Origin of the sequence: Paenibacillus sp. GYB003 (assembly GCF_036577625.1) — a bacterium.
Lineage (GTDB): Bacteria > Bacillota > Bacilli > Paenibacillales > NBRC-103111 > Paenibacillus_AB.
The window spans coordinates 1-24,179 of record NZ_JARBDC010000042.1; the positions used below are offsets into that span (position 1 = coordinate 1).

Annotated in this window: 23 protein-coding genes and 1 pseudogene; 16 read left to right on the top strand and 8 right to left on the bottom strand. The window is 61.1% G+C overall.

Annotation, left to right across the window (positions count from 1 at the left end; all coding sequences use genetic code 11):
• Window positions 1-568, bottom strand: a 568-nt coding sequence (locus PV407_RS14465; protein WP_332090633.1) for an NAD(P)H-hydrate epimerase, incomplete at its 3' end; no start/stop codon positions are given.
• A gap of 888 nt (window positions 569-1,456) precedes the next feature.
• Here PV407_RS14465 and ehuB point away from each other — a divergent pair.
• From ehuB to PV407_RS14510, 9 genes and pseudogenes are all read left to right on the top strand, one after another.
• The gene (gene ehuB, locus PV407_RS14470; protein WP_332090634.1) at window positions 1,457-2,374 is read left to right on the top strand and encodes an ectoine/hydroxyectoine ABC transporter substrate-binding protein EhuB; all 918 of its coding nucleotides are present in this window, start codon (window positions 1,457-1,459) and stop codon (window positions 2,372-2,374) included.
• A gap of 91 nt (window positions 2,375-2,465) precedes the next feature.
• Complete coding sequence (gene ehuC, locus PV407_RS14475) at window positions 2,466-3,125, top strand: ectoine/hydroxyectoine ABC transporter permease subunit EhuC (protein WP_332090635.1); 660 nt, start codon at window positions 2,466-2,468, stop codon at window positions 3,123-3,125.
• Window positions 3,122-3,775, top strand: coding sequence for an ectoine/hydroxyectoine ABC transporter permease subunit EhuD (gene ehuD, locus PV407_RS14480; RefSeq protein WP_332090636.1), 654 nt, complete (start codon window positions 3,122-3,124; stop codon window positions 3,773-3,775). Before ehuC ends, ehuD begins: the two co-directional genes overlap by 4 nt.
• A 147-nt stretch (window positions 3,776-3,922) precedes the next feature.
• A complete protein-coding gene (gene ehuA, locus PV407_RS14485; protein WP_332090637.1) occupies window positions 3,923-4,747 on the top strand; it encodes an ectoine/hydroxyectoine ABC transporter ATP-binding protein EhuA in 825 nt (274 codons plus the stop codon).
• Between the two features lie 17 nt (window positions 4,748-4,764).
• A complete protein-coding gene (gene ectA, locus PV407_RS14490; protein ID WP_442951662.1) occupies window positions 4,765-5,283 on the top strand; it encodes a diaminobutyrate acetyltransferase in 519 nt (172 codons plus the stop codon).
• 125 nt (window positions 5,284-5,408) lie between these two features.
• Window positions 5,409-6,746: a diaminobutyrate--2-oxoglutarate transaminase gene (ectB, locus tag PV407_RS14495; RefSeq protein WP_332090639.1), complete on the top strand. Its 1,338-nt coding sequence runs from the start codon at window positions 5,409-5,411 to the stop codon at window positions 6,744-6,746.
• Window positions 6,743-7,117, top strand: a pseudogene (locus PV407_RS14500) (ectoine synthase); the annotation flags it as partial. The gene ectB and the pseudogene PV407_RS14500, both read left to right, overlap by 4 nt.
• 48 nt (window positions 7,118-7,165) lie before the next feature.
• Window positions 7,166-7,999 (top strand): ectoine hydroxylase, encoded by an 834-nt coding sequence (gene thpD / locus PV407_RS14505; protein WP_332090743.1) that lies wholly within the window; start codon window positions 7,166-7,168, stop codon window positions 7,997-7,999.
• Window positions 7,996-8,421 (top strand): hypothetical protein, encoded by a 426-nt coding sequence (locus tag PV407_RS14510; protein ID WP_332090640.1) that lies wholly within the window; start codon window positions 7,996-7,998, stop codon window positions 8,419-8,421. The genes thpD and PV407_RS14510 overlap by 4 nt, the downstream gene beginning before the upstream one ends.
• 1,177 nt (window positions 8,422-9,598) lie before the next feature.
• On the opposite strand, the gene PV407_RS14515 is transcribed toward PV407_RS14510, so the two are convergent.
• A complete protein-coding gene (locus PV407_RS14515; RefSeq protein ID WP_332090641.1) occupies window positions 9,599-9,919 on the bottom strand; it encodes a winged helix-turn-helix transcriptional regulator in 321 nt (106 codons plus the stop codon).
• Between the two features lie 183 nt (window positions 9,920-10,102).
• On the opposite strand from PV407_RS14515, the gene PV407_RS14520 reads away from it, so the two are divergent.
• Window positions 10,103-10,636, top strand: coding sequence for a YceI family protein (locus PV407_RS14520; protein ID WP_332090642.1), 534 nt, complete (start codon window positions 10,103-10,105; stop codon window positions 10,634-10,636).
• A gap of 425 nt (window positions 10,637-11,061) precedes the next feature.
• Here PV407_RS14520 and PV407_RS14525 read toward each other — a convergent pair whose 3' ends face one another.
• Complete coding sequence (locus PV407_RS14525) at window positions 11,062-11,904, bottom strand: AraC family transcriptional regulator (protein ID WP_332090643.1); 843 nt, start codon at window positions 11,902-11,904, stop codon at window positions 11,062-11,064.
• Between the two features lie 129 nt (window positions 11,905-12,033).
• Between PV407_RS14525 and PV407_RS14530 the strand changes: the two genes are divergently transcribed.
• On the top strand, window positions 12,034-14,277 hold the full coding sequence (locus PV407_RS14530) for an FAD-dependent oxidoreductase (RefSeq protein ID WP_332090644.1): 2,244 nt from the start codon (window positions 12,034-12,036) through the stop codon (window positions 14,275-14,277).
• Window positions 14,278-14,465: 188 nt separating this feature from the next.
• Window positions 14,466-15,254, top strand: a complete 789-nt coding sequence (locus PV407_RS14535; protein ID WP_332090645.1) for a class I SAM-dependent methyltransferase — start codon at window positions 14,466-14,468, stop codon at window positions 15,252-15,254.
• Between the two features lie 80 nt (window positions 15,255-15,334).
• Here PV407_RS14535 and PV407_RS14540 read toward each other — a convergent pair whose 3' ends face one another.
• A complete protein-coding gene (locus tag PV407_RS14540) occupies window positions 15,335-16,585 on the bottom strand; it encodes a DUF445 domain-containing protein (protein ID WP_332090646.1) in 1,251 nt (416 codons plus the stop codon).
• A gap of 287 nt (window positions 16,586-16,872) precedes the next feature.
• On the opposite strand from PV407_RS14540, the gene yunB reads away from it, so the two are divergent.
• The gene (gene yunB, locus PV407_RS14545; RefSeq protein ID WP_332090647.1) at window positions 16,873-17,664 is read left to right on the top strand and encodes a sporulation protein YunB; all 792 of its coding nucleotides are present in this window, start codon (window positions 16,873-16,875) and stop codon (window positions 17,662-17,664) included.
• A gap of 199 nt (window positions 17,665-17,863) precedes the next feature.
• On the opposite strand, the gene PV407_RS14550 is transcribed toward yunB, so the two are convergent.
• Window positions 17,864-18,940 (bottom strand): M23 family metallopeptidase, encoded by a 1,077-nt coding sequence (locus PV407_RS14550; RefSeq protein ID WP_442951664.1) that lies wholly within the window; start codon window positions 18,938-18,940, stop codon window positions 17,864-17,866.
• Between the two features lie 245 nt (window positions 18,941-19,185).
• Between PV407_RS14550 and larC (PV407_RS14555) the strand changes: the two genes are divergently transcribed.
• Together larC (PV407_RS14555) and PV407_RS14560 are read left to right on the top strand one after the other, a co-directional pair.
• Window positions 19,186-19,689, top strand: coding sequence for a nickel insertion protein (gene larC, locus PV407_RS14555; RefSeq protein ID WP_442951663.1), 504 nt, complete (start codon window positions 19,186-19,188; stop codon window positions 19,687-19,689).
• A gap of 125 nt (window positions 19,690-19,814) precedes the next feature.
• Window positions 19,815-20,069 (top strand): hypothetical protein, encoded by a 255-nt coding sequence (locus tag PV407_RS14560; protein WP_332090650.1) that lies wholly within the window; start codon window positions 19,815-19,817, stop codon window positions 20,067-20,069.
• A gap of 82 nt (window positions 20,070-20,151) precedes the next feature.
• On the opposite strand, the gene larC (PV407_RS14565) is transcribed toward PV407_RS14560, so the two are convergent.
• The 3 genes from larC (PV407_RS14565) to larE are packed head-to-tail and all read right to left on the bottom strand — an operon-like array spanning window position 20,152 to window position 22,929.
• A complete protein-coding gene (gene larC / locus PV407_RS14565) occupies window positions 20,152-21,294 on the bottom strand; it encodes a nickel pincer cofactor biosynthesis protein LarC (RefSeq protein WP_332090651.1) in 1,143 nt (380 codons plus the stop codon).
• A 7-nt stretch (window positions 21,295-21,301) separates the two neighbouring features.
• Window positions 21,302-22,084, bottom strand: a complete 783-nt coding sequence (gene larB, locus PV407_RS14570) for a nickel pincer cofactor biosynthesis protein LarB (protein ID WP_332090652.1) — start codon at window positions 22,082-22,084, stop codon at window positions 21,302-21,304.
• A complete protein-coding gene (gene larE, locus PV407_RS14575; protein WP_332090653.1) occupies window positions 22,081-22,929 on the bottom strand; it encodes an ATP-dependent sacrificial sulfur transferase LarE in 849 nt (282 codons plus the stop codon). The genes larB and larE overlap by 4 nt, the downstream gene beginning before the upstream one ends.
• A gap of 195 nt (window positions 22,930-23,124) precedes the next feature.
• Between larE and lipA the strand changes: the two genes are divergently transcribed.
• Complete coding sequence (gene lipA, locus PV407_RS14580) at window positions 23,125-24,153, top strand: lipoyl synthase (RefSeq protein ID WP_332090654.1); 1,029 nt, start codon at window positions 23,125-23,127, stop codon at window positions 24,151-24,153.
• Window positions 24,154-24,179: the final 26 nt, after the last annotated feature.

Genomic DNA, 24,179 nt, shown 5'->3' on the forward strand with positions numbered 1-24,179 from the left:
GGTCGCGCGTCTCGCCGGTGTCGGCGTCGAGCCCGCTCGGGACGTCGACGGCGACGATCGGCAGGCCGCTTTCGTTCGCTTCGCGGATGAGCGCGGCGTACGGGCCTTGCGGCGCGCCGCGGCTGCCGGTGCCGAGCAGCGCGTCGATGACGCCGTCGAAGCGGCGCCAGTCGATCGCTTCGCTCCCGGCCTCCGCTTTCGCGCCCGCGCCGCCCCCGGCAGCGCCGCCGTAAACGGCCGCCGGCAGCCCGAGCAGCGCCGCGATGTCGCGCTGTACGGCCGCCTCGCCGGCGAAGCCGGCCGGATCGACGGCGTAGACGATGGCGACGTCGTAGCCCGCTTCGGCCAAATGCCGGGCGGCGACGACGCCGTCCCCGCCGTTGTTGCCTTTGCCGGCCAGGACGAGCCATCGCTTCATGGCGCCGGCCGGGGCGCTTTCCGCCATCCGGATCGCTTCCTCGGCGACCGCGCGTCCGGCGTTTTCCATGAGCGCGATCGCGGGAATGCCGATCCGTTCGATGGCGTCCCGGTCGATCGCGCGCATTTCTTCCGACGTTACGAGATACATAGGCTGCGGGCCTCCATTCGTTTTTTTATGTAGTATTCGGGAAAGCCGCGGCGGATTCCTTCGGATTCTGTTCTGCAAAATCGCCTCGAATCGGATAAAATGGAAGGAACAAGCTGATTCCACGAAGGGTGTGTCCGAATGGAAATCGTTCCTTTGCACCGTTCGCCGGAAAACGAAACGTTCGATCTGATTCGCCGCCATATCCGTATGATCCCGCCTTTCCATGCCCCATCGGATCGCGAAATCCGTTCGATCATCCGCGAGCCGAACGTGTATATCGATATGTGGTACGAAAGATTCGAGCATACGCACGACATTTTCGTCGGTTTGGAAGGAAAAGCGGTCCCCGCCGTTGCCCAACTGACGTTTCCAAACGATGGGCGCGTAACGAATTCGGTCGTATTCCCCGGCGATGCCATCATCAATTGGGTGTTCGGCGACCCCGCTTTCCCGGAAGCGATCGACCGCTTTTTCGAGGCCATGCGGCGGACGGCCGCGCAAAAAGGATACGCGGGCATACGGCGAGGCGGCGATAACCGCACCTGTCGAAACAATGTCCGACCGGCATTTTGCCGCTCGTCCCTTCATCGAAATGCGCGTATTGCGAACGTTTCTTCGCAGGACGCGCTTTCTTTTTTGGAACTCGTCTCCTCTCCCCTCCCCGGAAGCATATGGGAGGATTTGGGGGGATGCGGGGGGATTTTACCATATCGTTCCCGTAATCTCCCGTTACGGACGGATAGCGGGGCTCAGCCCGGATCAGCGGGCGAGACCGGGGGTGAGTTCGCCCGGACGATCATGATACCCTTGTATGGGGCCCCGAATTCGGCAAGCGGCGGACGATCCGGAAGCTTTCGAAAGTCCGCTTGAAACGAAAGGAGTTCGCATATGGGAAAAGGGTCAGGTCTGCTGCTGGCGCTGCTGTTCGGCACCGTTCTCGTTGCCGGCTGCTCCGGCGGCGATTCCGCACCTGCGGGCGCCGGCAGCCCGGCGGCCGGGGGCGGCGAGGCGTCATCCGACGTTTCGACGTTAGAAAAAGCGAGGAAGCAAGGATTTATCACGGTCGGGTTCGCCAACGAAAAGCCTTACGCCTACGCGACGCCGGACGGCAAGCTGACCGGGGAAGCGGTCGAGGTGGCGAGGGTCGTGCTGAACAGGCTCGGCATCAAAGAGATGAACGGCGTGCTGACGGAATTCGGGTCGCTCATTCCCGGCTTGAAGGCGAAACGGTTCGACATCATTACGGCGGGCATGTTCGTCACGCCGGAACGGAGCAAGGAAGTATTGTTCGCCAATCCCGAGTACAGCATCGGCCAGGCGGTCGCCGTCAAGAAAGGCAATCCCGCAAACCTTCACAGCTATGCGGACATAGCGAAAAACAAAGACGTCAAGATCGCCGTCATGGTCGGCGCCATCGAAGAACAATATTTGGTCAAATCGGGCGTGGCCGAGTCGCAAATCGTCACCGTGCCCGATCAGCCTTCAGCGATATCCGCCCTGCAATCGGACCGCGTCCAGGCGGTGACGATGACCGGCCCGTCCTTGCAGGCGATGCTGGACTCGGCCAAAGACGGCAAAATCGAGCGGGTCCAGCCGTTCGAGCAGCCGACGATCGACGGCAAAAGCGTGCGGGGGTACGGCGCCGCCGCGTTCCGCAAAGAAGACGACGAATTCGTCAAGGCGTACAACGCGGAGCTCGAAAAGCTGCAGGCGTCCGGCGAGCTGCTGAAGCTGCTGCAGCCGTTCGGATTTACGGAGGCGGAGCTGCCGGGCGACATGACCGCCGAGGAGCTGGCGAAGCCATGACCGGCCGAATGCCGTCCTCCCGGCCGCGCGCGGAGCGTCGCGCGCCCGGCGGCGTCGGTCCCCGCTCCCGCGCCGGAAGGAGGAGGGGCCGATGACGGCGGCAGCGGAGCTGCTCCCGGCGCTCTGGAAGGGGGCCGTCGTGACGCTGGAGGTGACGGCGATGGCGACCGTATTGGCGCTGCTGCTTGCCGTCGCCGCCGGACTCGCCCGGCTGTCGCGGTTTCGCGCCGTCCGCTGGCTGACGGCCGTCTACGTCGAGACGTTCCGCGGTACGTCGCTGCTCGTGCAGCTGTTCTGGCTCTACTTCGCCTTTCCGCTGCTGCTCGACATCCGCATGCCGGCGATGGTCGCGGCGGTGCTCGCCCTGGGGCTCAACTACGGCGCTTACGGCTCGGAAGTCGTGCGCAGCTCCGTGAACGCCGTCCCGAAAGGGCAGACGGAGGCGGCGATCGCGCTGAACATGACGCGCGGCCAGCGGCTTCGGCGCATCGTCGGTCCTCAGGCGCTCGCGATGGCGCTGCCGTCCTTCGGCAACCTGCAGATCGAGCTGCTGAAAGGAACGTCGCTCGTGTCCCTCATTACGCTCGGAGAGCTGTCGTACCAAGGGATGCTGCTGCGATCGTACGACATGTCGCGGACGGCGCTCATTTTCGGCCTCATCCTCGTCGTCTACTTCGTCATCGCCCAACTGCTCGCGCTGCTGATCCGGCTTCCGGAACGGCGGTCCGCGTTTAGGAGGTCGGGGACGTGAACTGGAGCTGGGAGTACGCGCGGGATATTTTGCCGCAGCTGCTTGCCGTTTTGCCGGTGACGATCTCCGCCGCCCTGTGCGGGTTCGCGCTCGCGGCCGTACTCGGGCTGCCGCTCGAGGCGGGCAAACGGTCGAAGCGGAAGGCGGTGTCGCGAACGGTCGCGTTCGCGCTGGAGCTGATCCGTTCGACGCCGCTGCTCATTCAGCTGCTTCTCTTGTTTTACGCGCTGCCGCAGTACGGAATATCGTTGTCGCCGTTCGCGGCCGGAACGCTCGGACTCGGCATTCATTACGCCGCCTATATGGCGGAGGTGTACCGCTCGGGCATCGAAGCGGTGCCGGCCGGACAATGGGAGGCGGCCAAATCGCTCAATTTCACGCCGCGTCAAACGTGGTTCCGCATCATCCTGCCGCAGGCGATTCCGCCCGTTTTTCCGGTCATGGGCAACTATTTGATCGTCATGTTCAAGGAAACGCCGATTTTATCCGCGATCACGGTCGTGGAAATGCTGCAAACGGCGAAATCGCTCGGCTCGGCCTCGTTCCGCTATATTGAAGCGTTCACGCTCGTCGGCCTGCTCTTTTTCGCGGTCAGCTACGGGTCGGCGCTGCTGGTGAAGCGGCTGGAGCTCGGGCTTCCGCGCAAGTGACGGGCGCAAGCGGGCTTCGACGTCCGCGCGGTTTTGCCCGGTTTTGCCCGGTTTGCGGCTAGAGGCGGCTGCGCGGGCATTCGAGTCCGAGTCCAAAACGATAAAGGAAGGATCGTACATGATCGACAACCGAAGGAGGCGATCGGCATGATCGATACGGAAAACGCCGCCGCCGAGACCGCTCCGGAGCGCCGGCGGGTCGGGGAGCCGGTCGTCCGGTTCCGCGGCGTGCGCAAAACGTTCGGGGACACGGAGGTGCTGAAAGGCATCGACCTCGATTTGTACCCCGGCGAGAAAGTCGCCGTCATCGGTCCGAGCGGCTCCGGCAAGACGACGATCGCGCGCATTTTGATGACGCTGGAGCGCCCGACCGGCGGCACCGTCGAGGTCGAGGGCGAGCAGCTTTGGCATCGCGTGCGGAAGGGCCGCACGGTGCGCGCCGACGAAAAGCATCTGCATCGCGTGCGGCAGTCGATCGGCATGGTGTTTCAACATTTTCACCTGTTTCCGCATATGTCCATCATCCGCAACGTGACCGAAGCGCCCGTTCACGTGCTGAAAATGCCGAAGAAGCAGGCCGAGTCGGAGGCGCTGATGCTGCTCGACAAAGTCGGCTTGAAGGAGAAGGCGCTCGCTTATCCGGGCGAGCTGTCCGGCGGGCAGAAGCAGCGCGTCGCCATCGCGCGGGCGCTTATCATGAAGCCGAAGGTGATGCTGTTCGACGAAGTGACGTCGGCGCTCGATCCGGAGCTCGTCGGGGAAGTGCTGAAGGTGATCAAGGAGCTGGCGGAGGAAAGCTCGATGGCGATGCTGCTCATTACCCACGAGATGGACTTCGCCCGCGACGTGGCGGACCGCGTCCTGTTTACGGACGGCGGCCTGATCGTCGAGGAGGGGCCGCCCGAGGAGCTGTTCGAGCGTCCGCGCAGCGAGCGGCTGCAATCGTTTTTGGCCCGTTTCCGCGGGCGGTGAGGGAAGAGAGGAGCTGCATGCGTTTGAATCCGACGCAAACCGGCGCATCGATCGTATATCGGCGGCCCGAGGTTTCGGACGCGGGCGCCGTATGGCGGCTTGTCCGGGACGACGGCCGGCTCGACGCGAATTCGGCGTACTGCTACATGCTGCTGTTTCGCTGCTTCGCCGATACGTGCCTCGTCGCGGAGCGGGACGGCCGGCTGCTCGGCTTCGTCACGGCTTTCGAGCCGCCTTCCGAAGCCGGCACGCTGTTCGTCTGGCAGATCGCCGTCGCACCCGATGCGCGCGGCGGAGGAATCGGCTCCGCGCTGCTGCGCCGGCTGCTCGAGCTGCCGGCCGGCCGCGGCGCGCTCCGCCTCGAAGCGACCGTGTCGGGGAGCAATGCGGCGTCGAGACGGCTGTTCGAGGCGCTCGCCCGGGAAAGAGGCGCGCCGTGCGAAACGGTCGAAGGCGGCGGGTTTCCGGCCGAGTCGTTTCCGGAGCCGGGCCACGAAGCCGAGCCGCTGATTCGCATCCGGCTGGCCGATCGATAGCGTTTTGACGTTGCGCAAAAGCTCAGCCATGTTTGCGAAGCCGGCTTTTGCTCGCGCAAAAGTTCGGTCCATGCTTATGAAGCCAACTTTTGCTTGCGCAAAAGTTCTGAGGAGGGGACCTGCAAATGACGAACCGAGGATTGCTGCAATCGGGCAACGAGTTAACCGTGTTCGAGGAACTGGAGTCCGAAGTGAGAAGCTATTGCCGGTCGTTTCCGGCGGTATTCCGAAAAGCGCGCGACTGGACGTTGTGGGACCGCGAAGGCAACGCCTACATCGACTTTTTCGCCGGGGCGGGCGCGCTCAATTACGGGCACAACAACGCCCGCCTGAAGGAGAAGCTGATCCGCTATGTGCAAAGCAACGGGATCAGCCACAGTCTCGACATGGCGACCGAGGCGAAGGAGACGTTTTTGCGCCGGTTTCGCGATGTGATTTTACGGCCGCGCGGGCTTGCTTACAAGGCGATGTTTCCCGGACCGACCGGCGCGAACGCGGTCGAAGCGGCGCTGAAGCTGGCCCGCAAAGCGACCGGGCGCACGGACGTCGTCGGCTTCACGAACGCGTTCCACGGCATGACGCTCGGAGCGCTCGCCGTAACGGGCAACAAGTTCAAGCGGCAGGGCGCCGGCGTTCCGCTGCAGTTCGCGGTCATGATGCCGTACGACGGATTTTGCGGCAAGCATGTCGACACGACCGACTATTTGGACAGCATGCTCCGCGACAGCGGCTCCGGCGTCGCCAAGCCGGCGGCGGTCATCGTGGAAACGCTGCAAGGGGAAGGCGGCTTGAACGCGGCCGGCGGCATGTGGCTGAGAAAGCTCGAGGCGCTCTGCCGCGAGCACGGCATGCTGCTTATCGTCGACGACGTCCAGATGGGCTGCGGCCGGACGGGACCGTTTTTCAGCTTCGAGCCGTTCGGCATCGAGCCGGATATCGTATGCCTGTCGAAATCGATCGGCGGCTACGGGCTGCCGATGTCGCTCGTGCTGATGAAGCCGGAGCTCGATTTGTGGCGGCCGGGCGAGCATAACGGCACGTTCCGCGGCAACAATCTCGCCTTCGTCTGCGCGGAGGAAGCGCTCGGGTACTGGGAAACCGGCGAGTTCGAGCGCCGGATCCGGGCGAAAGCGGGCATGCTCGCGGGCGAGCTGGACAGCATCGTCGCGAAGCATCCGCAGCTGCGGGCGGAGCGGCGCGGACGCGGGCTCATGCAGGGCATCGCCTTTCCGGCAGAGGGAATGGCCGAAGCGGTTTGCAAGGCGGCGTTCCGGCGGGGACTCATTATGGAGACGTCCGGGACGGACGGCGAGGTGGCGAAGGTGATGCCGCCGCTTACGATCGACGACGCCTCGCTGCTGCGCGGGCTCAAGCTGCTCGAGCAAAGCGTGGACGAAGCGGCCGGCGCAAGCCGGACGACTCAATTGCCGAAAACGGCGGGAAACGGAGGAGAACGCGCATGATCGTCAGACATTTGGAGCAGGTGATCGGAGGAGAGCACGATGTCGACACGGCAACCTGGTTCAGCAGACGGCTGCTGCTGCGCCGGGACGGGGTCGGATTTTCGCTGCACGATACGACGATGAAGCCCGGCACGGAGACGGAAATGTGGTACAAGCATCACGTCGAGGCGGTATACTGCATCGAAGGGGAAGGCGAGCTCGAGGTCGTGGACGAAAACAAAACGTACCCGGTTACGCCGGGCACGCTGTACGTGCTGGACGGACACGAAAAGCACAAGCTGCGCAGCAAGTCGGCGCTTCGCGTCGTCTGCGTGTTCAACCCGCCCTGCACCGGCAAGGAGGTGCACGACGCCGACGGCGCCTACTCGCTCGGAGGCGGGCCGGACGCCTACCCGTCCCGGACGGAGCCCGAGCCGAGGCTGCTGGAGCGCGGCGATCCCGTCGTCTACGACAAAACGATCCGCCAGTCCGTCATCGGCGCCGAGCAGCTGGCCGAATACGAGCGCAACGGCTACTTGTTCCTCGACCGCTTTTTTACCGAACAGGAAGTGGGGACGCTTCAGGACGAGCTGAAACGAATATGGCGCGAAGCGGAAGGCGACGACCGTCCGGAAATCATTCGAGAGCCCGACGGCGATGCGGTCCGTTCCGTCTTCGCCGTTCATCGGGACAATGCCGTGTTTCGGCGGCTCGCCGGCCACGAGCGGCTGACGGCGGTCGTGAAGCAAATTCTCGGCAGCGACGTTTACGTTCACCAGTCGCGCATCAATTTCAAGCCCGGCTTTACGGGGAAAGAATTTTACTGGCATTCCGATTTCGAAACGTGGCACGTCGAAGACGGCATGCCGCGGATGAGGGCGCTCAGCTGCTCGATCGCGCTGGAGGACAACTACGCGTTCAACGGTCCGCTCATGGTCATTCCCGGCTCGCACCGCCGCTTCGTCTCGTGCGTCGGCGAAACGCCGCAGCATCATTACAAAGAGTCGCTCCGCAAGCAGCAGTACGGCGTTCCGGACGACGACAGCTTGACGAAGCTCGCCGCGGAAGGCGGCATCGAGACGCCCGTCGGCAAAGCCGGCTCGCTGCTGCTGTTCGACTGCAATTTGATGCACGGCTCGAGCTCCAACCTATCGCCCTATCCGCGCAGCAACGTGTTTCTCGTCTACAACAGCGTGCATAACCGGCTGGTCGAGCCTTTTTCCGGTCAGCCGCCGCGGCCCGACTATATCGCCTCCCGGGAGCCGGTTCGATGAAGCGAGTCCGAGCGGCAGCGGGAGAGCCGGCCCACATTCTCGTATCCGCGCCGAATCGGGCGGGCGAGCTGTTTTTGTCGCGGCTGCGTCAGCGGGGCGTGCCGCATATGGCGATCGCCAACAATATGTACGAGAAAAACCGTCTCGAATCGCTAGGCATCCGCCGCGTGCTCGTCGTCGACACAAGGGACCGCGGCAGCTGGACGCCGCCCGACATCCGGATCGGCAAAGTGTTTCTGTTCGAAGACAGCATGAACTTGTGCTGCCGATACATCCATATATGCAAGTCGTGGAAGACGGAGGCGATTCACGCCGTCACGCGGAGCGATTATTCCCGTGCCGTTTACCGGTCGCTCGGAGTGAAGCATTTGAAGTACGCGAACAAAAAAGACATACCCGAGCTGGCGAATCGGCTCGTCTGACTCCCGAACGCGGCGGTCCGCCGGGACGACTATATGGGAAAAGCGCATGGAGCGTGCAGGCTCCGTGCGCTTTTTTTATCGAAGGTTTAACTTCGCTAAAGGGTTAGAGGAAGTGCGACGTTCTTTACCCAGAACAAGCCTGCCGCTAAAACATGGATGTGCATCATCGAAAGGCTTCGATCAGAACCTTATGTACAAATAGACCGCCGCAAAGAACGCCAAAGCATGAAGCGAATGGCGCCTGTCGTTTCCGCGTCCGACGTATCCTATTCCCGCCGGGCCGCTGGAATCGAACAAACCGGAAAACCTCCAGTTCACTCGCTCTCGTGCAGCCGTCGGATCGAAATACCGGGAGAAGCTCCCGATAAAATGGCGTTGGATCGGCGAAAAGCGCGGTTTGGACGAATGCAGCGGGACGTTTTCCCGTTGTTTTGCCCGGAAACGGGAAACGACCGAAAATAGCGGGAGCAATTCCCGTTCGTTTCCCGCTCCGCCGCCGTTTCGGCGTGCAAATCGGTTTGCGCCGAAACGTTCGTCAGTTCTGGCTAATGCACTGGAGCGAAGCGCGGCGATCCGTACCGGAGACGATGCCCCTAACCGCGCAGCACCCTGGTCCAAGGCAGGGGATCTCTTTTTCTTTCGTTTCTCTACGGAAGCACGTCACAGCGTACCAGGTATTCGCGGCAACCGGGCCGATCCGGATCAACGGCTAGCAAACCTTACGATGCTTATCGGCGGAAAAACGTTCGTTTTTCAAGGCTAACGAATCCGAATATCGTTATCGAGCCGAAAAATGGAAGAAAACGATCCGATTCGCGGGTAATAACGTTACTAAAGTTCGTTACAAATTCAAACCGCCGCATTCGGCCCCGATAACGATATAGCGATTCGTTAGCCGTATGACCGAAACCGAAAGAAGCGAATGAAAGCCGAAAGCGGCTGCGGCATCTTAGAGGGAGCGTGGACGAAGGCGAAACGTTGACGGGTCGCCTTTGAAGTCGTGTTGTGTCCCAAAGATCGAATCAACAACGCGACTTCACCGGCGGCCTGAGCCTGGTCCCCGTCCCCTCTCCATATTCAAGCGTATCGGTTTGCGCGTCAAAGTACAGTCGCAGGGCGTGATTGACTCGGTATTTTCTCGCCGTACGGCTGCTAGTTTGCCTTCGGCCGCGCCGTTTTATTCGCATGACGGATCGATATAGCGGTAAGACCACGCTTCGATAGCCCGTACGACCGGCTCGAGCGCCCGGCCTTTTTCCGTCAGCGAATATTCGACGCGAACCGGCGTATCCGGGAACACCTCACGGCGGACGATGCCTTCGTTCTCCAAATATTTCAGACGGTCCGACAGCAGTCTGGCGCTGATCGGAATCGCCGATTCGATGGCGCAGAAGCGGGAGGGGCCGGGCAAAAGCCGGTGTACGATCAGTCCGATCCAGCGTTTGCTCAGCAACTCCATTCCTTTCTCGAACCGGGCGCACGACGTCGGCTGTTCCATTCGAATCACCCCTTAATTTCACTTGACACAAGATAGTTACTATTATACACTAACTTACGAAAAGTAACAAAATAATCTCAAAATTAAGATTGACAAACGAAAGGCGACCCGTTAGAATAGGATTATCGTTACTAAACGTAAGTTAATAATAATTTGTAAGTAATTAGAAGGAGGAATTTTACAATGGCAAAAACGAATTGGGCGGTTGACCCGACGCACAGCAGCATCGACTTTTCGGTCAAGCATATGATGATCGCAAACGTGAAAGGATCGTTTCATTCGTTCGAAGCGAAAGTGAATGCCGATCCGGAAGATTTGACGACGGCGGACGTCGAATTCGCCATCGACGTGAACAGCATCGATACGCGCAATGGCGACCGCGACGCGCATTTGCGTTCGGCGGACTTTTTCGACACGGAGAAATATCCGAAAATAACGTTCAAATCGACGCGCATCGCATCGAAAGGCGACGGGGAATACGACGTAACCGGCGATTTGACGATTCACGGCGTCACCCGTTCGGAAACGTTCCAAGTGACGTTCGAAGGCGCCGGCAAAGATCCTTGGGGCAACGAAAAAGCCGGCTTCAGCGCCAAAGGCAAAATCAAGCGCAGCGACTACGGCTTGACGTACAACGCCGTACTGGAAGCGGGCGGCGTGCTGATCGGGGACGAGATCAAAATTTCGCTCGATATCGAAGGCGTCAAGCAAGCATAACGAAAACCGTAGACGGCATTTGGGCCAAGCTGCCCGAGTGCCGTTTTTATATCAAACATGATCAACTGCGTCTACGTTGGGAGTGAAACAAGCGGACCGAGCATGGACCGGGGGAGAGGGGAAAAATCTTACGGACATGACGGCCGCTATTTAGCCGAATTTCGACCTTTTTATTTTTAACGGACACCGGTGCGGTTAACCGGTGAAAATTCCTCTTTTGGGGGCCGTTCGGAGCAAATAAGCGCAGGTGGTGTCCGTTACGATTTGGAAACGGCCGATTTTCGCGAAATAAGCGCCGTGGCGTCCGTTACGTTTCCGGCTTGTTCGCTAGGCTTCGATTTGAACCCGCGAGAGCCCGCCGCCGCTAGGGCCGTACGTCTTGCCCGCTCGGCCGAGATGAATCCCGGCCCGCTCCGCAAGCCGGCCTAAAGCCGGTTCGCCTCGCGGTAGCGCGAAGGCGGCATTCCCATTTTGGCGGCGAACGCCCGGCTGAAGTAGAAGCCGTTGTCGTAGCCGCAACGGCGGGCGATATCGTCCAGCGTCCAATCCGTTTCCACGAGCAGGGCGCGCGCCTGGTTGATCCGCAGGGCGGTCAAGTACGCGAGCGGCGTTTTGCCGTAGGCCGCGGCAAACCTTCGCGTCAGTTGGACCGGGCTTAAGCCGAGCCGCCCGGCCAGCTCCTTCATGCTGAACGCCTCGTGCGCCCCTTCCCGGATGAGCCGCTCGGCCCGCTCCATGAGCGGATCGTTTTTCGCCTTCGCCGTTTGACGCGCCGCATCCGTCTCCCAGCCGTACAGCCGCCAAATGTCCTGCAGCAAGTATTGCTTCCTGCGCACGTACGTCGGCTCCCCGAGCTCCCAAATCGCCCGCAAATAATCGAAATCGGAAAAGAGCCGCTGCACGTCCCGGATCGTCACTTTCCCGGACGGCCATTCGCCCGGCGAATGAAGACGACGCGTTTCCGCGGCCGGACCGGGCTCGGCCCGTTCGTCCGAATCGGCCGCGGCGAACGCAAGGTTGAACGCGAAAAACGTAAGCGGCTTCAGGACGGTTCGCTTAAACGGCGTGAAGGGCGGACAAAAGACGAGGTCGCCGCGCCCCGCGATGCCTTTGTTTCCGGCGATGTCGTACCGGAACGAGCCCGATTCGACGGCGAACATCATCCAGGCGTCGTGCGTATCCGTCTCGAGCAAAAACTGTTCTTTGTGCCGCCAATACCGGACCGAATGGAGGATCGGGGCGACGCGTTCGGGCAGCATGCCGTCCATGGCGATTCGTTCTCCTTCCAGCGAAATAAAGTATAAATAGATGATAACTTATTGAATGTCAAAATAAAACGCGTTCCCCTATGATGAAATTATGTGCAAGCCGATCATTGTTGGGGAAGGGTGAGGAATATGCGGTTCGAAACGGTCCAAACGGACATAGCGGTCATCGGAGGCGGATTGGCGGGCGTTTGCGCGGCAGTGGCGGCGGCCCGGCACGGCCGGACGGTCGCGCTCGTGCAAAACCGCCCGGTGCTCGGAGGGAACGCGAGCAGCGAAGTGCGGGTATGGGTCAGCGGGGCGAGCGCCACGGGAACGCACCGCTATGCGAGGGAAACGGGAATCATGGGCGAAATGTTCGTCGAGAACGAGTACCGCAACCCGGACGGCAATCCGTATTACTGGGATTTGGTCGTACTGGAGACGGTATTGGCCGAGCCGAACATCCGGCTGTTTCTGAATACCGACGTCCATGAAGTCGAAGCGGACGGACCGGAGCACGACCGGCGCATCCGTTCGGCGACGGGCTGGATGATGGGCTCGGAGCGCAAAATCCGGTTCGAAAGCCGCGTCTTTCTCGACTGTACGGGCGACGGGCTCGTCGGCTTTTTGGCCGGAGCGAAATACCGCATCGGACGCGAGGCGAGAAGCGAGTTCGGAGAATCGTGGGCCCCGGAGGAGGCCGACGACATTACGCTGGGCAGCACGCTTCTTTTTTACACGAAGGATACGGGTCATCCGGTGAAATACATCCCTCCCTCGTTCGCCAAAGACGTGACGAAAACGACGATTCCGGAGCGGCGCATCATCCGCTCGGGCGATTCGGGCTGTTATTACTGGTGGATCGAATGGGGCGGCGAGCTCGACACGGTCCACGACAACGAACGGATTCGCGACGAGCTGTGGTCGGTCATTTACGGCATATGGGATTACATCAAAAATTCCGGCAAATTTCAGGCCGACACGCTGACGCTCGAATGGGTCGGGGCGGTGCCCGGCAAACGCGAGTACCGCCGCTTCGTCGGCGACTATATGCTGACGCAAAACGACGTGCTGCGGCAGGAGCCGTTCGCCGACCGGATCGCCTTCGGCGGCTGGTCGATCGATCTGCATCCGCCGCAAGGGATGTATGCCGCGGAGAGCGGCTCGAAGCATATGTACGCGGACGGCATATACCATATTCCGTACCGGTCGCTGTATTCGGTCAACGTGTCGAACATGCTGATGGCCGGCCGCAACATCAGCGCCTCGCACGTCGCGTTCGGCACGACGCGGGTGATGGCCACCTGCGCGGTCATCGGGGAGGCGGCCGGGACGGCGGCGGCCCTGTGCGCCGAGAAAGGCATAACGCCGCGCGACGTATACGACCATCATCTGGAGGAGCTGCAGCAGACGCTGCTGCGCCGGGATGCGGCGCTGATCGGACTCGAAAACCGCGATCCCCGCGATTTGGCGCGGCGGGCGACGGCGTCCGCGTCGAGCGAGCTCGTTTCGCTCGCGGTCGAGCGGCCGGCCGAGCCGCATAAGCTGGAAAGCGACGCCGGGCTGCTGTTCCCGGTCGATCCGGCAATCGGCCGGCTGGAGCTGCTGGTCGACGTCGAGGCGGACACCGCGATCGCGGTCGAGCTTTGGGATACCGGACGAGCGGAAAATTACGTTCCGCATGCGAAAATCGTCGATGCTTCCGTCTCCGTCAAGCGAGGCGAACGCCAATGGATCGCGTTCGATTTGCCGTGGCGTCCCGCCGCGCCGTGCAACGCGTTCGTCATCGTCAAGGCGAACGCGGCCGTCTCGCTGTGGCGCTCCGACGAGCCGATGACCGGCGTGCTTCCGTTCGTCCGCGGGCGGAAGCCGATCGTCGATCCGAAGCTGGAGGAGCAGCCGGGGCAGCCCGTGGCGGAATGGAGCATGCGGCGCATGGCGCGAAAGCCGTTCTGCTTCCGGCTTGCGGACGAGACGGCCGCCTACGGGGCGGGGAAAGCCGCAGGCGGTTTCGCCCGGCCATACGGAGGACCGAACATGTGGGTATCCGAGCGGATGCGGGAAGGAAGCGGCGAATGGCTGGAGCTGTCATGGCCCGAGCCGGTTGCCGTTTCGGAAATCCAGCTCGTCTGGAACGACGATGTCAACGAATATTTGATCAACCTGCACTATATCCGGATGCCGTTCGACATTATCCCCGAGCTCGCCGCCGATTACCGGCTGGAGGCGTGGACGGACGGCGGATGGGCGACGGTGCACCGGGAGACGGGGAACCGGAGACGCAAACGGACGCACCGGTTCGATACGGTGCGCACGAACCGGATTCGCGTCGTCGTCGAGCGGACGAACGGCTGCCCGCGCGCGGAGCTGCCGGAAATTCGCGTCTATTCGTAAGGAAAAAGCTGCATAGCGAAAGGCGGGCGAGCGCATCGAAGCGTCTTGCCCGCCTTTTTCCGTTATCCGCAGCCGCGAAATTTTCGACATGTACAGCGGCCGGGATGTATAGTATGATGAGTATGGTTTCATTTATTGGAATCGAGTTTCATCAAGTGAAACATAAAAGAGAAAGGACGGAGACGTCGATGACCTCGAACGATTCCATCAAGGAGCAGGTGCGGCGCCAATTTTCCAGACAGGCGCAGCATTACGTGACGAGCCCGCTGCATGCGAAGGGCGACGACTTGGCTTTGCTCGTTTCCGCTTCGGAAGCGGGCGGCGACATGGAGGTGCTCGACGTTGCGACGGGAGGAGGACATGTGGCGAATGCGCTCGCCCCGCTCGTGCGGCGCGTCGTCGCCTTTGATTTGACGGGGGAAATTTTGGAGGCGGCGGCCGGCTTCATCCGCGGAAACGGCCATTCGAACGTCGAGTTCGTTCAGGGCGACGCGGAACGGCTGCCTTTTGCGGACGGCGTCTTCGACCGGGTCGCCTGCCGCATCGCGGCGCACCATTTTCCCGACGTCGGCGCCTTCGTCAGCGAATCGTTTCGGGTCGTAAAGCCGGGCGGCCAGCTGCTGCTGATCGACAATACGGCGCCGGAGCGCGACGATTTCGATTCGTTCTACAACGAAGTCGAGAAGCAAAGAGACCCGAGTCACGTACGGGCGTGGAAAAAGTCCGAATGGGTCCGGATGCTGGAATCGGCCGGATTTCGGGTCGAGTCGATGGTGCGTTTTCCGAAAACGTTTCGGTTCCGCGATTGGTGCACCCGGGCGGGGCTGCCGGAGGCCGAAGCCGCCCGGCTCGCGGGCAAGCTGGCGAACGCCTCGCCGGAGCTGCGGCGGTTTTTCGCGATTCGCACGGACGACGCGGGAGACGTAACGAGCTTTGCGGGCGAATCCGCCTTTTTTCGGGCGGCGCGGCCCGTCTGACGTGCGGAAGGTCGTTCGCGGCCGTTCCGTGCGCTTTGTACATTTGCGCCCGAGCCGCATGAGCGGTTCGGGCTTGCCGTCTATTCGACGAGAAAGCGGACGCCGGCCAGCACGAGACCGATGACGAAGCCGCATATCGCGCCGTTGACGCGAATCCACTGCAGGTCGGAGCCGATTTTGTCCTCGATAAGCGCGATAAGCGTCTCATTGTCGTATTTCCGGATATTTTCCTCGATCAGCGTGCCGATCCGGTGATGATTGCGCTCGATCCAATCGGCAAGTTTGTCCTGAACGAACGTTTCGATGCGCCCGACCTGCACGGCGTCGGCCCGCAAACGTCCGAGCGCCTGCTCCAGCACGGGGACGGCGACGTCGCGCGGATACGCCTCCGTATGGATATAGGCGAGCAGCTTTTCGCGCGTTTGCTCGAGAAAAGCGTTCAGCTTTTCGGACAGCCGCAGCCGTTCCTTCAGCTCGCGCTTCCATCCGTCCAGCGCTTCCTTCGTCTCGGGCTTCTCGAGCATCGCTGCGATTTTGGCGCGCAGCGTCTCCGAAATGGCGACGCGGGTCGGATTGCGGGCGCTGCGCAGCTCCCATATTTGCGATTGCAGCAGCTGGCGGATCGTTTCGCCGAGACGTTCCTCGCTCATGAAGCCGGCGAACGCGTTCAGCGCGAACGACATCAGCCCTCCGGCCTGAATGCGCCCGATCGCGTCGGAAGCCATGACGCCCATTTGCCGCACGGTCGATTCGCGGTTGATATAGTCTTCGGCGAAGTCGAGGACGAAATCGAGCGCCTTGCCGTCCCAATCGTTCGCGAAGCCGTACTGCGCCAGTCCGGACGCGACCGCGGCAAGATCGACCTCGTCGAGGCGCCGCCCGATTTCCCGCTCCAGCACGGGGGCGAGCTTGTCCCACGGAAACGAGCGGACGGCGAAGTCGCTGATCCGCACGATCGTCCGCGCTCCCTCTTCCGTGCGCAGGTGAGCCTCGATGCCGTCCAGCAGCTTCGGCACGACGGAAAACTGCTTCATTTTGTCGCGAATGCTTTCTTTGCTGAGCAGCTCGTTTTGCACCGTCGCGACGAGCGCCTTCGTCACCTTCTCCCGGTTGTTCGGCAAAATGGCCGTATGCGGAATCGGGATGCCGAGCGGGTGCCGGAACAGCGCCGTTACGGCGAACCAGTCGGCAAGCCCGCCGACGAGACCGGCTTCGAAGCCGCTGCGGATGAAGCGGACCCACGGCACCGCATCGAACGGAATCGTGACGACAAAGCCCGCCGCCATCACGCCGAGCGATACGGCGGCCATGTATCGAGTGTTTCGTTTCATGTATCGAGTTCAGCCCCCTCTAGCGATCCGAGTTCGGTCCTACATTCCCATTGTACTCCATTTCCGGCGATTCCAAAACGGACCCGTCGCGATCGGCGGCAAAACAAAGCGCGGCGCGACGAAACCGAAGAAGGACCGGCGGCGAAACGGGGGCAAGCGGGCGCGGACCCCGCTTCCGAAGTCGGGCCGCTCGCGGGCCGAGCCGGGAGTTCTCGTCTTTTTTCCGGTCCCTTCGCATACACTGTACGGACTAGCGGAGAAGATTTTCGGATCGGGGGATACGCTGCATGCTACGACGCGGATGGCGGAGCCGGCCGGCCAAGAAGGGGAGACGGCGAGCTTTTTTCATCGCGCTGCTCATCTTCTTTTTATTCACGCTCCAATCGTTCGTTTTCATCGAAAAAAACTTGCGTCCCGCGCTGCAGCACGTCGCCATGCTGCGGGTGAAGCAGGTCGCCACGCAGTCGATCAACACGGCCATCACCGAGCAAATCTCGCGGGGGCAAAGCTTCGACAGGCTGATCGATTGGCGGACGGACAAAAACGGCAAAATTACCGGCTTTATGCTCAACTACGGCGAGCATATGCGGATTACGTCGGATGCGATCAACACGGTGCAAAGCGTGCTGAACGAGCTGAAGGAAATACCGGAGCATATTCCGGTCGGTCAGGCGATGGACAGCGCCATCATCGCTTCGTTCGGCCCGAAAATTCCGATCAAGTTCACCCCCGTCGGCGCGGTGAAGGTCGATTTGAGCACGCGCCAGCAGGATACGGGCATCAACAATATTTTGGTCGAGGTGTATATCCGCATTACGACGGAAGTGGCGATCATCATTCCGTTCGACTCGGAGCCCGAAGTGGTCGAGACGGAAATTCCGATCTCGTACGTGCTCGTCGTCGGAGACGTGCCGATGTACTACTACGACAACAAGGGCAATCCGACGGGAAAAAGCTCGTCGGCGCCGCCGAGCATCGCGATCCCGCAAATCAAGCAGGATATCGCGAAGCCCGAAGCGGGGGCTTCCGGAGCGGCCGGAGCGGCGGACGGCGCGGCGAAAGGGAAAAGCGGCAACTGAGGCGAACGGCATCGGCATGACGGCATAAGGTGCGATTCCGGTACAGCGGCGAATATTTGCCGTCCGTTTCGTGCGACCGATACAAAAAAGCTTCCGATTCGCCGCGATAGCGGATCGGAAGCTTTTTGCGAGCCGAACCGTCCGGCTCCGCCGCCGGTCGCCGTCTTTTTTCGGGAAGACGGAGGCGGCCCGCTTCGGCTCAGCCGTTTTTTTTCTCCTTGCGCAGCCGTTCCTCGCGCTCCCATTTTTTCAAATAAGGATACGGATCGAACGACCATTCGAGCTTGCCGTTGTCGCGGTACAGGCCGAAATGAAGGTGCGGCGGAAATTTCCCCTGGGTGCCGGGCTTGCCGTAGCCGGAGCTGCCGACCCAGCCGAGAATTTGACCGGGCTTTACGACGTTGCCCAGCTGCAGCGTCTTCTCGAAGCCCGACAGGTGGGCGTAATAATGATAGACGTTATTCAAATCGCGCAAACCGACGCGCCATCCGCCGTACGGGTTCCATCCCTTGATCTCGACGATGCCGTAGCAGGTGCTCCGGACCGGCACGCCGTAGCCGGCGAACAAGTCGCTTCCTTCGTGGATCCGGTGTCCGCCCCAGGCTCTGCTCGCTCCCCAAGTGCTGCGGTATGAATATGCGGAGCCGAGCGGCAGCGGAAAGGCGTGCTCGTGCAGATCGAGCCTTCCGAACGTCTCGTATATTTTCACGAATTGCCCGATTCGCTCTACGCTGCGGGGATTGCGGTAATAGTTCCAAAGCGCCAGCTTGAAGTTTTCTTCGCCCCGGCCGTACGGCATCAGGAAGGAGCTCATCGCCGACAGCAGGTCGAGATCGTTGTTGCGGTCCGCGACGCCGTCCCCGGAGCCGTCCTTGCCTTTGCCTCCGAACAGCGCGATCGTCATCGGGTTCGTATCACCCGGAATCGGGTTTGCGAAGCCCGACCACTCCAGTTCCGAATAATAAATGCCGATCAGCCCTTGCCGGCGCGGACGGGTTTTCGGATTGGCGATCGTCAGCGTCCGCTCGTACTGATCGATCGCCGCCAAATAAGTCCAAGGAATGCCCGTTATGCTGCTGACTTCGTCGAATAATTGCTTCCGTTCGGCCAATACGGCTTTGATGTCCTTCGTCTCGTTTTGCGGAGCTTGGTTTGCCGAGGCTTCTCCCGCGGCAGGCGCCAGCCACGCGAGCTGCAGCCCGCACAAAGCCAAGACGGACGAACGAAACAACCGGCTTGCGCGTTTCAAGATCGTATTGCCTCCTTTCGCAATCATTGCCATCGTCTATGCGCTTAGGATACGCATTCGCGCTTTCCGCTATTCTTTGGCGGACGCGTTCGGGAGCGGGAGCGGGAGCGGGGGTATCGCGTCGGAAGCCGCTCATGGCGGTTGGTGGAGAAATCGTGTCCTCCGGCTGCTTCACAGGTCCGATCCCGGGGGCGGATAGGCGTCCCCGTTTACAGCCGGGGCGGCGGTTTGATACGATGAAGAGAAACGGGGAACCGGACAGGAGGCGGCTAATGATCATGTTCGATCACGGGCGCGAGCATATCGACGATCGGATGGTGCTGCTGCAGGCGAATATCGACGACATGAACCCGGAATTCAGCTCGTACGTCACCGACAGGCTGTTCGAGGCGGGAGCGAACGACGTCTATTGGATTCCGATCATCATGAAAAAAGGAAGACCCGGACTGATGCTGAACGTGCTCGTTTCGGAGGAACGGCTTTCCGACATGGAGGCGGTCGTCTTCGCGGAAACGACCACGCTCGGGCTTCGGTATACGAAGGCCGACGTCCATCGGCTCGGCCGGGAATTCGCGCAGGTCGAAACCGAGTGGGGGCCGATCGCGGTCAAGCTCGGGTTTTACAAGGGCGAGCTCGTACAGATGGCTCCGGAATTCAAGGAATGCGAAGCGGCGGCGAAACGATTCGGCGTGCCGCTCAAGCGGGTGTACGAGGAAGTCCGGCGAAAGTATGCGGAAAACGCGGACAAGCGCCGGACAGGGGAGCCGAAGGGGTAATGCTTTGTTTCAGTTTCAGGCGGGCAAGCCAAGCAAGGACGTATTGAAAAAGGGTGCACCGGGGCAATCGGGCGGAACGCTTTTTGCACCGTTCGAAGCTACCGGCGCGCGGTGTTCGGCGTCGCATGACGGTGGTCGATCCTAACGAATCGGAATATGCTTATTGGCGGGAAAACGAAGGATTCTACGCTCCAACGAATCTTGATATCGTTATCGCGGCGAAAAGGAAAGAAACGAACCGATTTGTCGGGAATAACGACAGGAAAGTTCGTTACCCGTTTAAACCCCCCGTATTTGGCCCCGATAACGATTGTCAGGTTCGCAAGACGTTTGGCCGCGACATTCGCAGTCGCATCCGCTTCTCTGCTATCGATCGGTAAAGGTCCGAAAAAGGATGAGGCTCTCCGGACGAACGAATCGTTCGCTCCCGGAGAGCCTCGCCGTATGCAAGGATTGAAACCGTCAATGCTTGTGCGAGTGGGACGCTCCGCGATGGTCGTCGTCCGGGTGATGGCCGGAGCCGTGAGCATGCTCGTGACGATGGGCGCGTTCTTCGCCATGCTTATGATCGTCGGGTTCTTCGCCGTCATGATGATGGTGTCCGTGCCCATGATCGTGACCGTGGCGGTGTTCATGCTCATGTCGATGATGATGATCATGGTCATGATGATGATCATGGTCGTGATGATGATCATGGTCATGATGATGATCATGGTCGTGATGATGATCATGGTCGTGATGATGATCATGGTCGTGATGATGACCGTGCCCATGATGGTGCCCTTGATCGTGATCGTGATGATGATGATGCTCGTGCGCATGAACGTGCTCGGCGTGAACGAGCTGATGAGCCGTCGCCCACTTCGCGATATACGAATCGGTCGTGCCGATGACGACGCGCAGCACGTTCGGCCGGTTCGGCAAGTCGCGCGTACCGGCTCCGTAGCCGATCGATTCGACGACCATTTGCGGCAATCCGGCGGAGAAGCCGCTTGCGAGAGCCGCTACGATGCCGGCGCCGGTCGGCGTCGTCATCTCCATCTTGTAGTCGGTTTGCGCGATCGGCAGCCCGCGCATCATCTCGAGCGTGGCCGGCGCAGGGACCGGATACAGGCCGTGATCGCAGCGCACCGTTCCCGATCCGAGCGGCACGGGGGCGCTGTATACGTAATCGGGATTGAGCGAATCGAGCGCGAGCGCGACGCCGATCACGTCGACGATCGAATCGATCGCGCCGACTTCGTGAAAATGCACCTTTTCGAGCGGAATGCCGTGAATTTTGCCTTCGGCGACGCCGATTTTTTCGAAAATGGCCAGGCTGTACGATGTAACCCGCTCGTTAAAGCCGGCGGCTTCGATCATCCGCACGATGTCCGCATAATGGCGATGATGCGTCGGCGGCTTGTCCGGATCGAGCACGACGTCCATTTTCAAAGCGGAAATGCCTTTTTTGTTCACCCGTTTCCATTCCAGCGCGAACGGTTCGATGCGAATTTTTTGCAGCTCGGCTTCGACGTAAGCCCGGTCGGCGCCCGCATCGACGAGCGCGGCCAGCGCCATGTCGCCGCTAATGCCCGAGAAACAATCGAAATAGACGACTCGCACGTTGATCTCACGACCTTTTCGACATATTTTTGTTGATCAAGCCCGCGCTGTAGCCGGCTCCGAAGCCGTTGTCGATATTGACGACGGTGACGCCGGTCGCGCACGAGTTCAGCATCGTCAGCAGGGCGGAAACGCCGTGGAAGCTGGCGCCGTAGCCGATGCTCGTCGGCACGGCGATGACGGGCTTGTCCACGAGTCCGCCGACGACGCTCGCGAGCGCGCCTTCCATCCCGGCGACGACGACGATGACGTTCGCTCCGCGGATGACCGGCAGACGCCGGAACAGCCGGTGAATGCCGGCCACGCCGACGTCGTATACTTTTTCCACGTGGCTGCCCATGCATTCGATCGTAATGGCCGCCTCCTCGGCGACGGGCAAATCGGACGTGCCCGCGCAGACGACGGCGACATAGCCGTCGTGCACGTGCAATATCGGTTTCTTGAACCAGGTCAGCGCGCGGGCCGCCGGATGGTACGTCGCGCCATCAACGGCGGCGAGCACCGCTTCGGCTTTCGGCGCGTCCACGCGGGTGGCGAGCACCCGGTCGGAATGCTCGGTCAGCCGGCGGAAGATGGCGACGATTTGCTCGGACGTTTTGCCCTCCCCGAAAATCACTTCCGGGAAGCCCGTCCGCTTCTCGCGCTCGACGTCGAGCTGGGCGAAGCCGAGGTCGACGACTTTGGCGCCGTCCGCTTCGGACCGCGCCTTTTCCTCGATCAGCCGTTTCGCCTCCGCAACGTCCAGCCGGCCGTCCTTCAATTGCTGCAGCAGCTCCTCCAGATCGTTCATCGCGCCGCTTCCTTTACCGTTACGGGAAGTTCCTTTTTGAGCACGGCGTTCATGCTGCCCGTCTTATAGCCGGCCAGATCGAGCGTGACGTACGTGAAGCCGATCTCGGTAAACTTTCGATGAATTTGATCGTGCAGCTCGATCACCTTCGCCAGTTCGTCCGGCATCACTTCGATTCTCGCGATTTGATCGTGGTGGCGGACCCGCACCTGCCAAAACCCGAGCGCGTACAAGTAATCCTCCGCTTCGTCGAGCTGGTCGATTTTCGTCTTGTCGATTTTCGTCCCGTACGGAATGCGCGAGGACAAGCAGGCGAACGAAGGCTTGTTCCACGTCCGCAAGCCGAGCTCCTTGGACAGCTCGCGAATTTCGGCTTTCAGGAAGCCGGCCTCCTGGAGCGGGCTGCGGACGCCCTGCTCGGTTTTCGCCTGCAAGCCGGGGCGGTAATCGCCCAAATCGTCCACGTTCGAGCCGTCGACGATGAACGGAAAGCCGAGCTCCTTCGCCAGCGTTTGCAGATGCGAATACAGACCGGTTTTGCAATGGTAGCAGCGGTCCGGATTGTTGGCGACGAAGGCGGCGTTCTCGAACTCCTTCACTTCCGTTTGCAAAAGCCGGACGCCCATCTCCTCGGCAAGCCGGACGGCGGCGTTGAACTCGCGGGTCGGAAACGTTTCCGAGGCGGCCGTGACGGCCAGCACCTGATCGCCCAGCTCCTGATGCGCGCGCTTCAGCACGAACGTGGAGTCCACGCCGCCGGAGAAAGCGATCAGGACGCGTCCCATATCCCTAAGAATGCGGCCGAGCCGCTCGTCTTTTTCCCGAATCGTCATTGCGGTTTCCATGCAGTTCCCCTCCCAAGCTCCGCTCCGAGCGGGCGGCTGACCGCCGATTCCCGGGGGCTGATTGTGTGCATTCTCTCCACCTGCAAGTGTATCACAACAACGTTTGGTCCGAAAGCCGCCGGTACCGAACAAATCGACACCTTTTCCAACAAGTTCGAGCCTGCGCCCCGGTGTAAGCGTCGTTACAATGGGAGCATGGGAGTCCGCGTTCGACCCGACCCGGCCGGATGCGGCCGACCCGGATTCGTCGATCGAGTCGCCGGCAGGCCGCACGTGGATTGTTGTCCCTTTCGTGATATAATAGGGCTATTCGATAAAAGAAAGCGGGAGTCCAACATGTCGACGAAACAAACGCTTCGCAAGCCGGAGTGGCTCAAAATCAAATTGCCGGCGGGCGAAGATTACGATAATGTCAAGCAGTTGAAAGAAACGATGCGCTCGAAGACGCTGCACACGGTGTGCGAGGAGGCGAAATGCCCGAATATTCACGAGTGCTGGGCGAACCGGACCGCCACGTTCATGATTCTCGGCGATATATGCACGCGGGCGTGCCGCTTTTGCGCGGTCAAGTCCGGCCTGCCGACGGAGCTCGATCTGCAGGAGCCGGAACGCGTGGCGGAGGCGGCCGAGCAGATGGGTTTGCGCCACTGCGTCGTCACTTCGGTCGCGAGAGACGATTTGGCCGACGGCGGCGCCTCGATTTTCGCCGAAACGATTCGCGCCGTCCGCAGACGGCTGCCGTTCTGCTCGGTCGAAGTGCTCATCCCGGATTTTATGGGCAACGAGCAGTCGCTGCGCACGGTTATGGAAGCGAAGCCGGACATTTTGAACCATAATATGGAGACGGTCGAACGGCTGTCGGACCGCGTCCGCTCGAAGGCGAAATACCGCCGCTCGCTGGAGCTGCTGTCCCGCTCGAAGACGATCGCGCCGAACATTCCGACCAAGTCGAGCATTATGGTAGGGGTCGGCGAGACGTGGGACGAAATATTGCGGACGATGGACGATTTGCGCGCCGTCGACTGCGACATTATGACGATCGGCCAATATTTGCAGCCGACGAAGCAGCATTTGCGCGTCGCGGAATATTATACGCCCGAGCAGTTCGCGCGGCTGAAGGAAGAAGGGATGAAGCGCGGCTTCCGCCACGTCGAATCGGGACCGCTCGTAAGGAGCTCGTATCACGCCCACGAGCAGGTGAAATCGGCCCAGGCGCGGACGTAACCGGCTCGCGCCATCCGTTTTCGAAG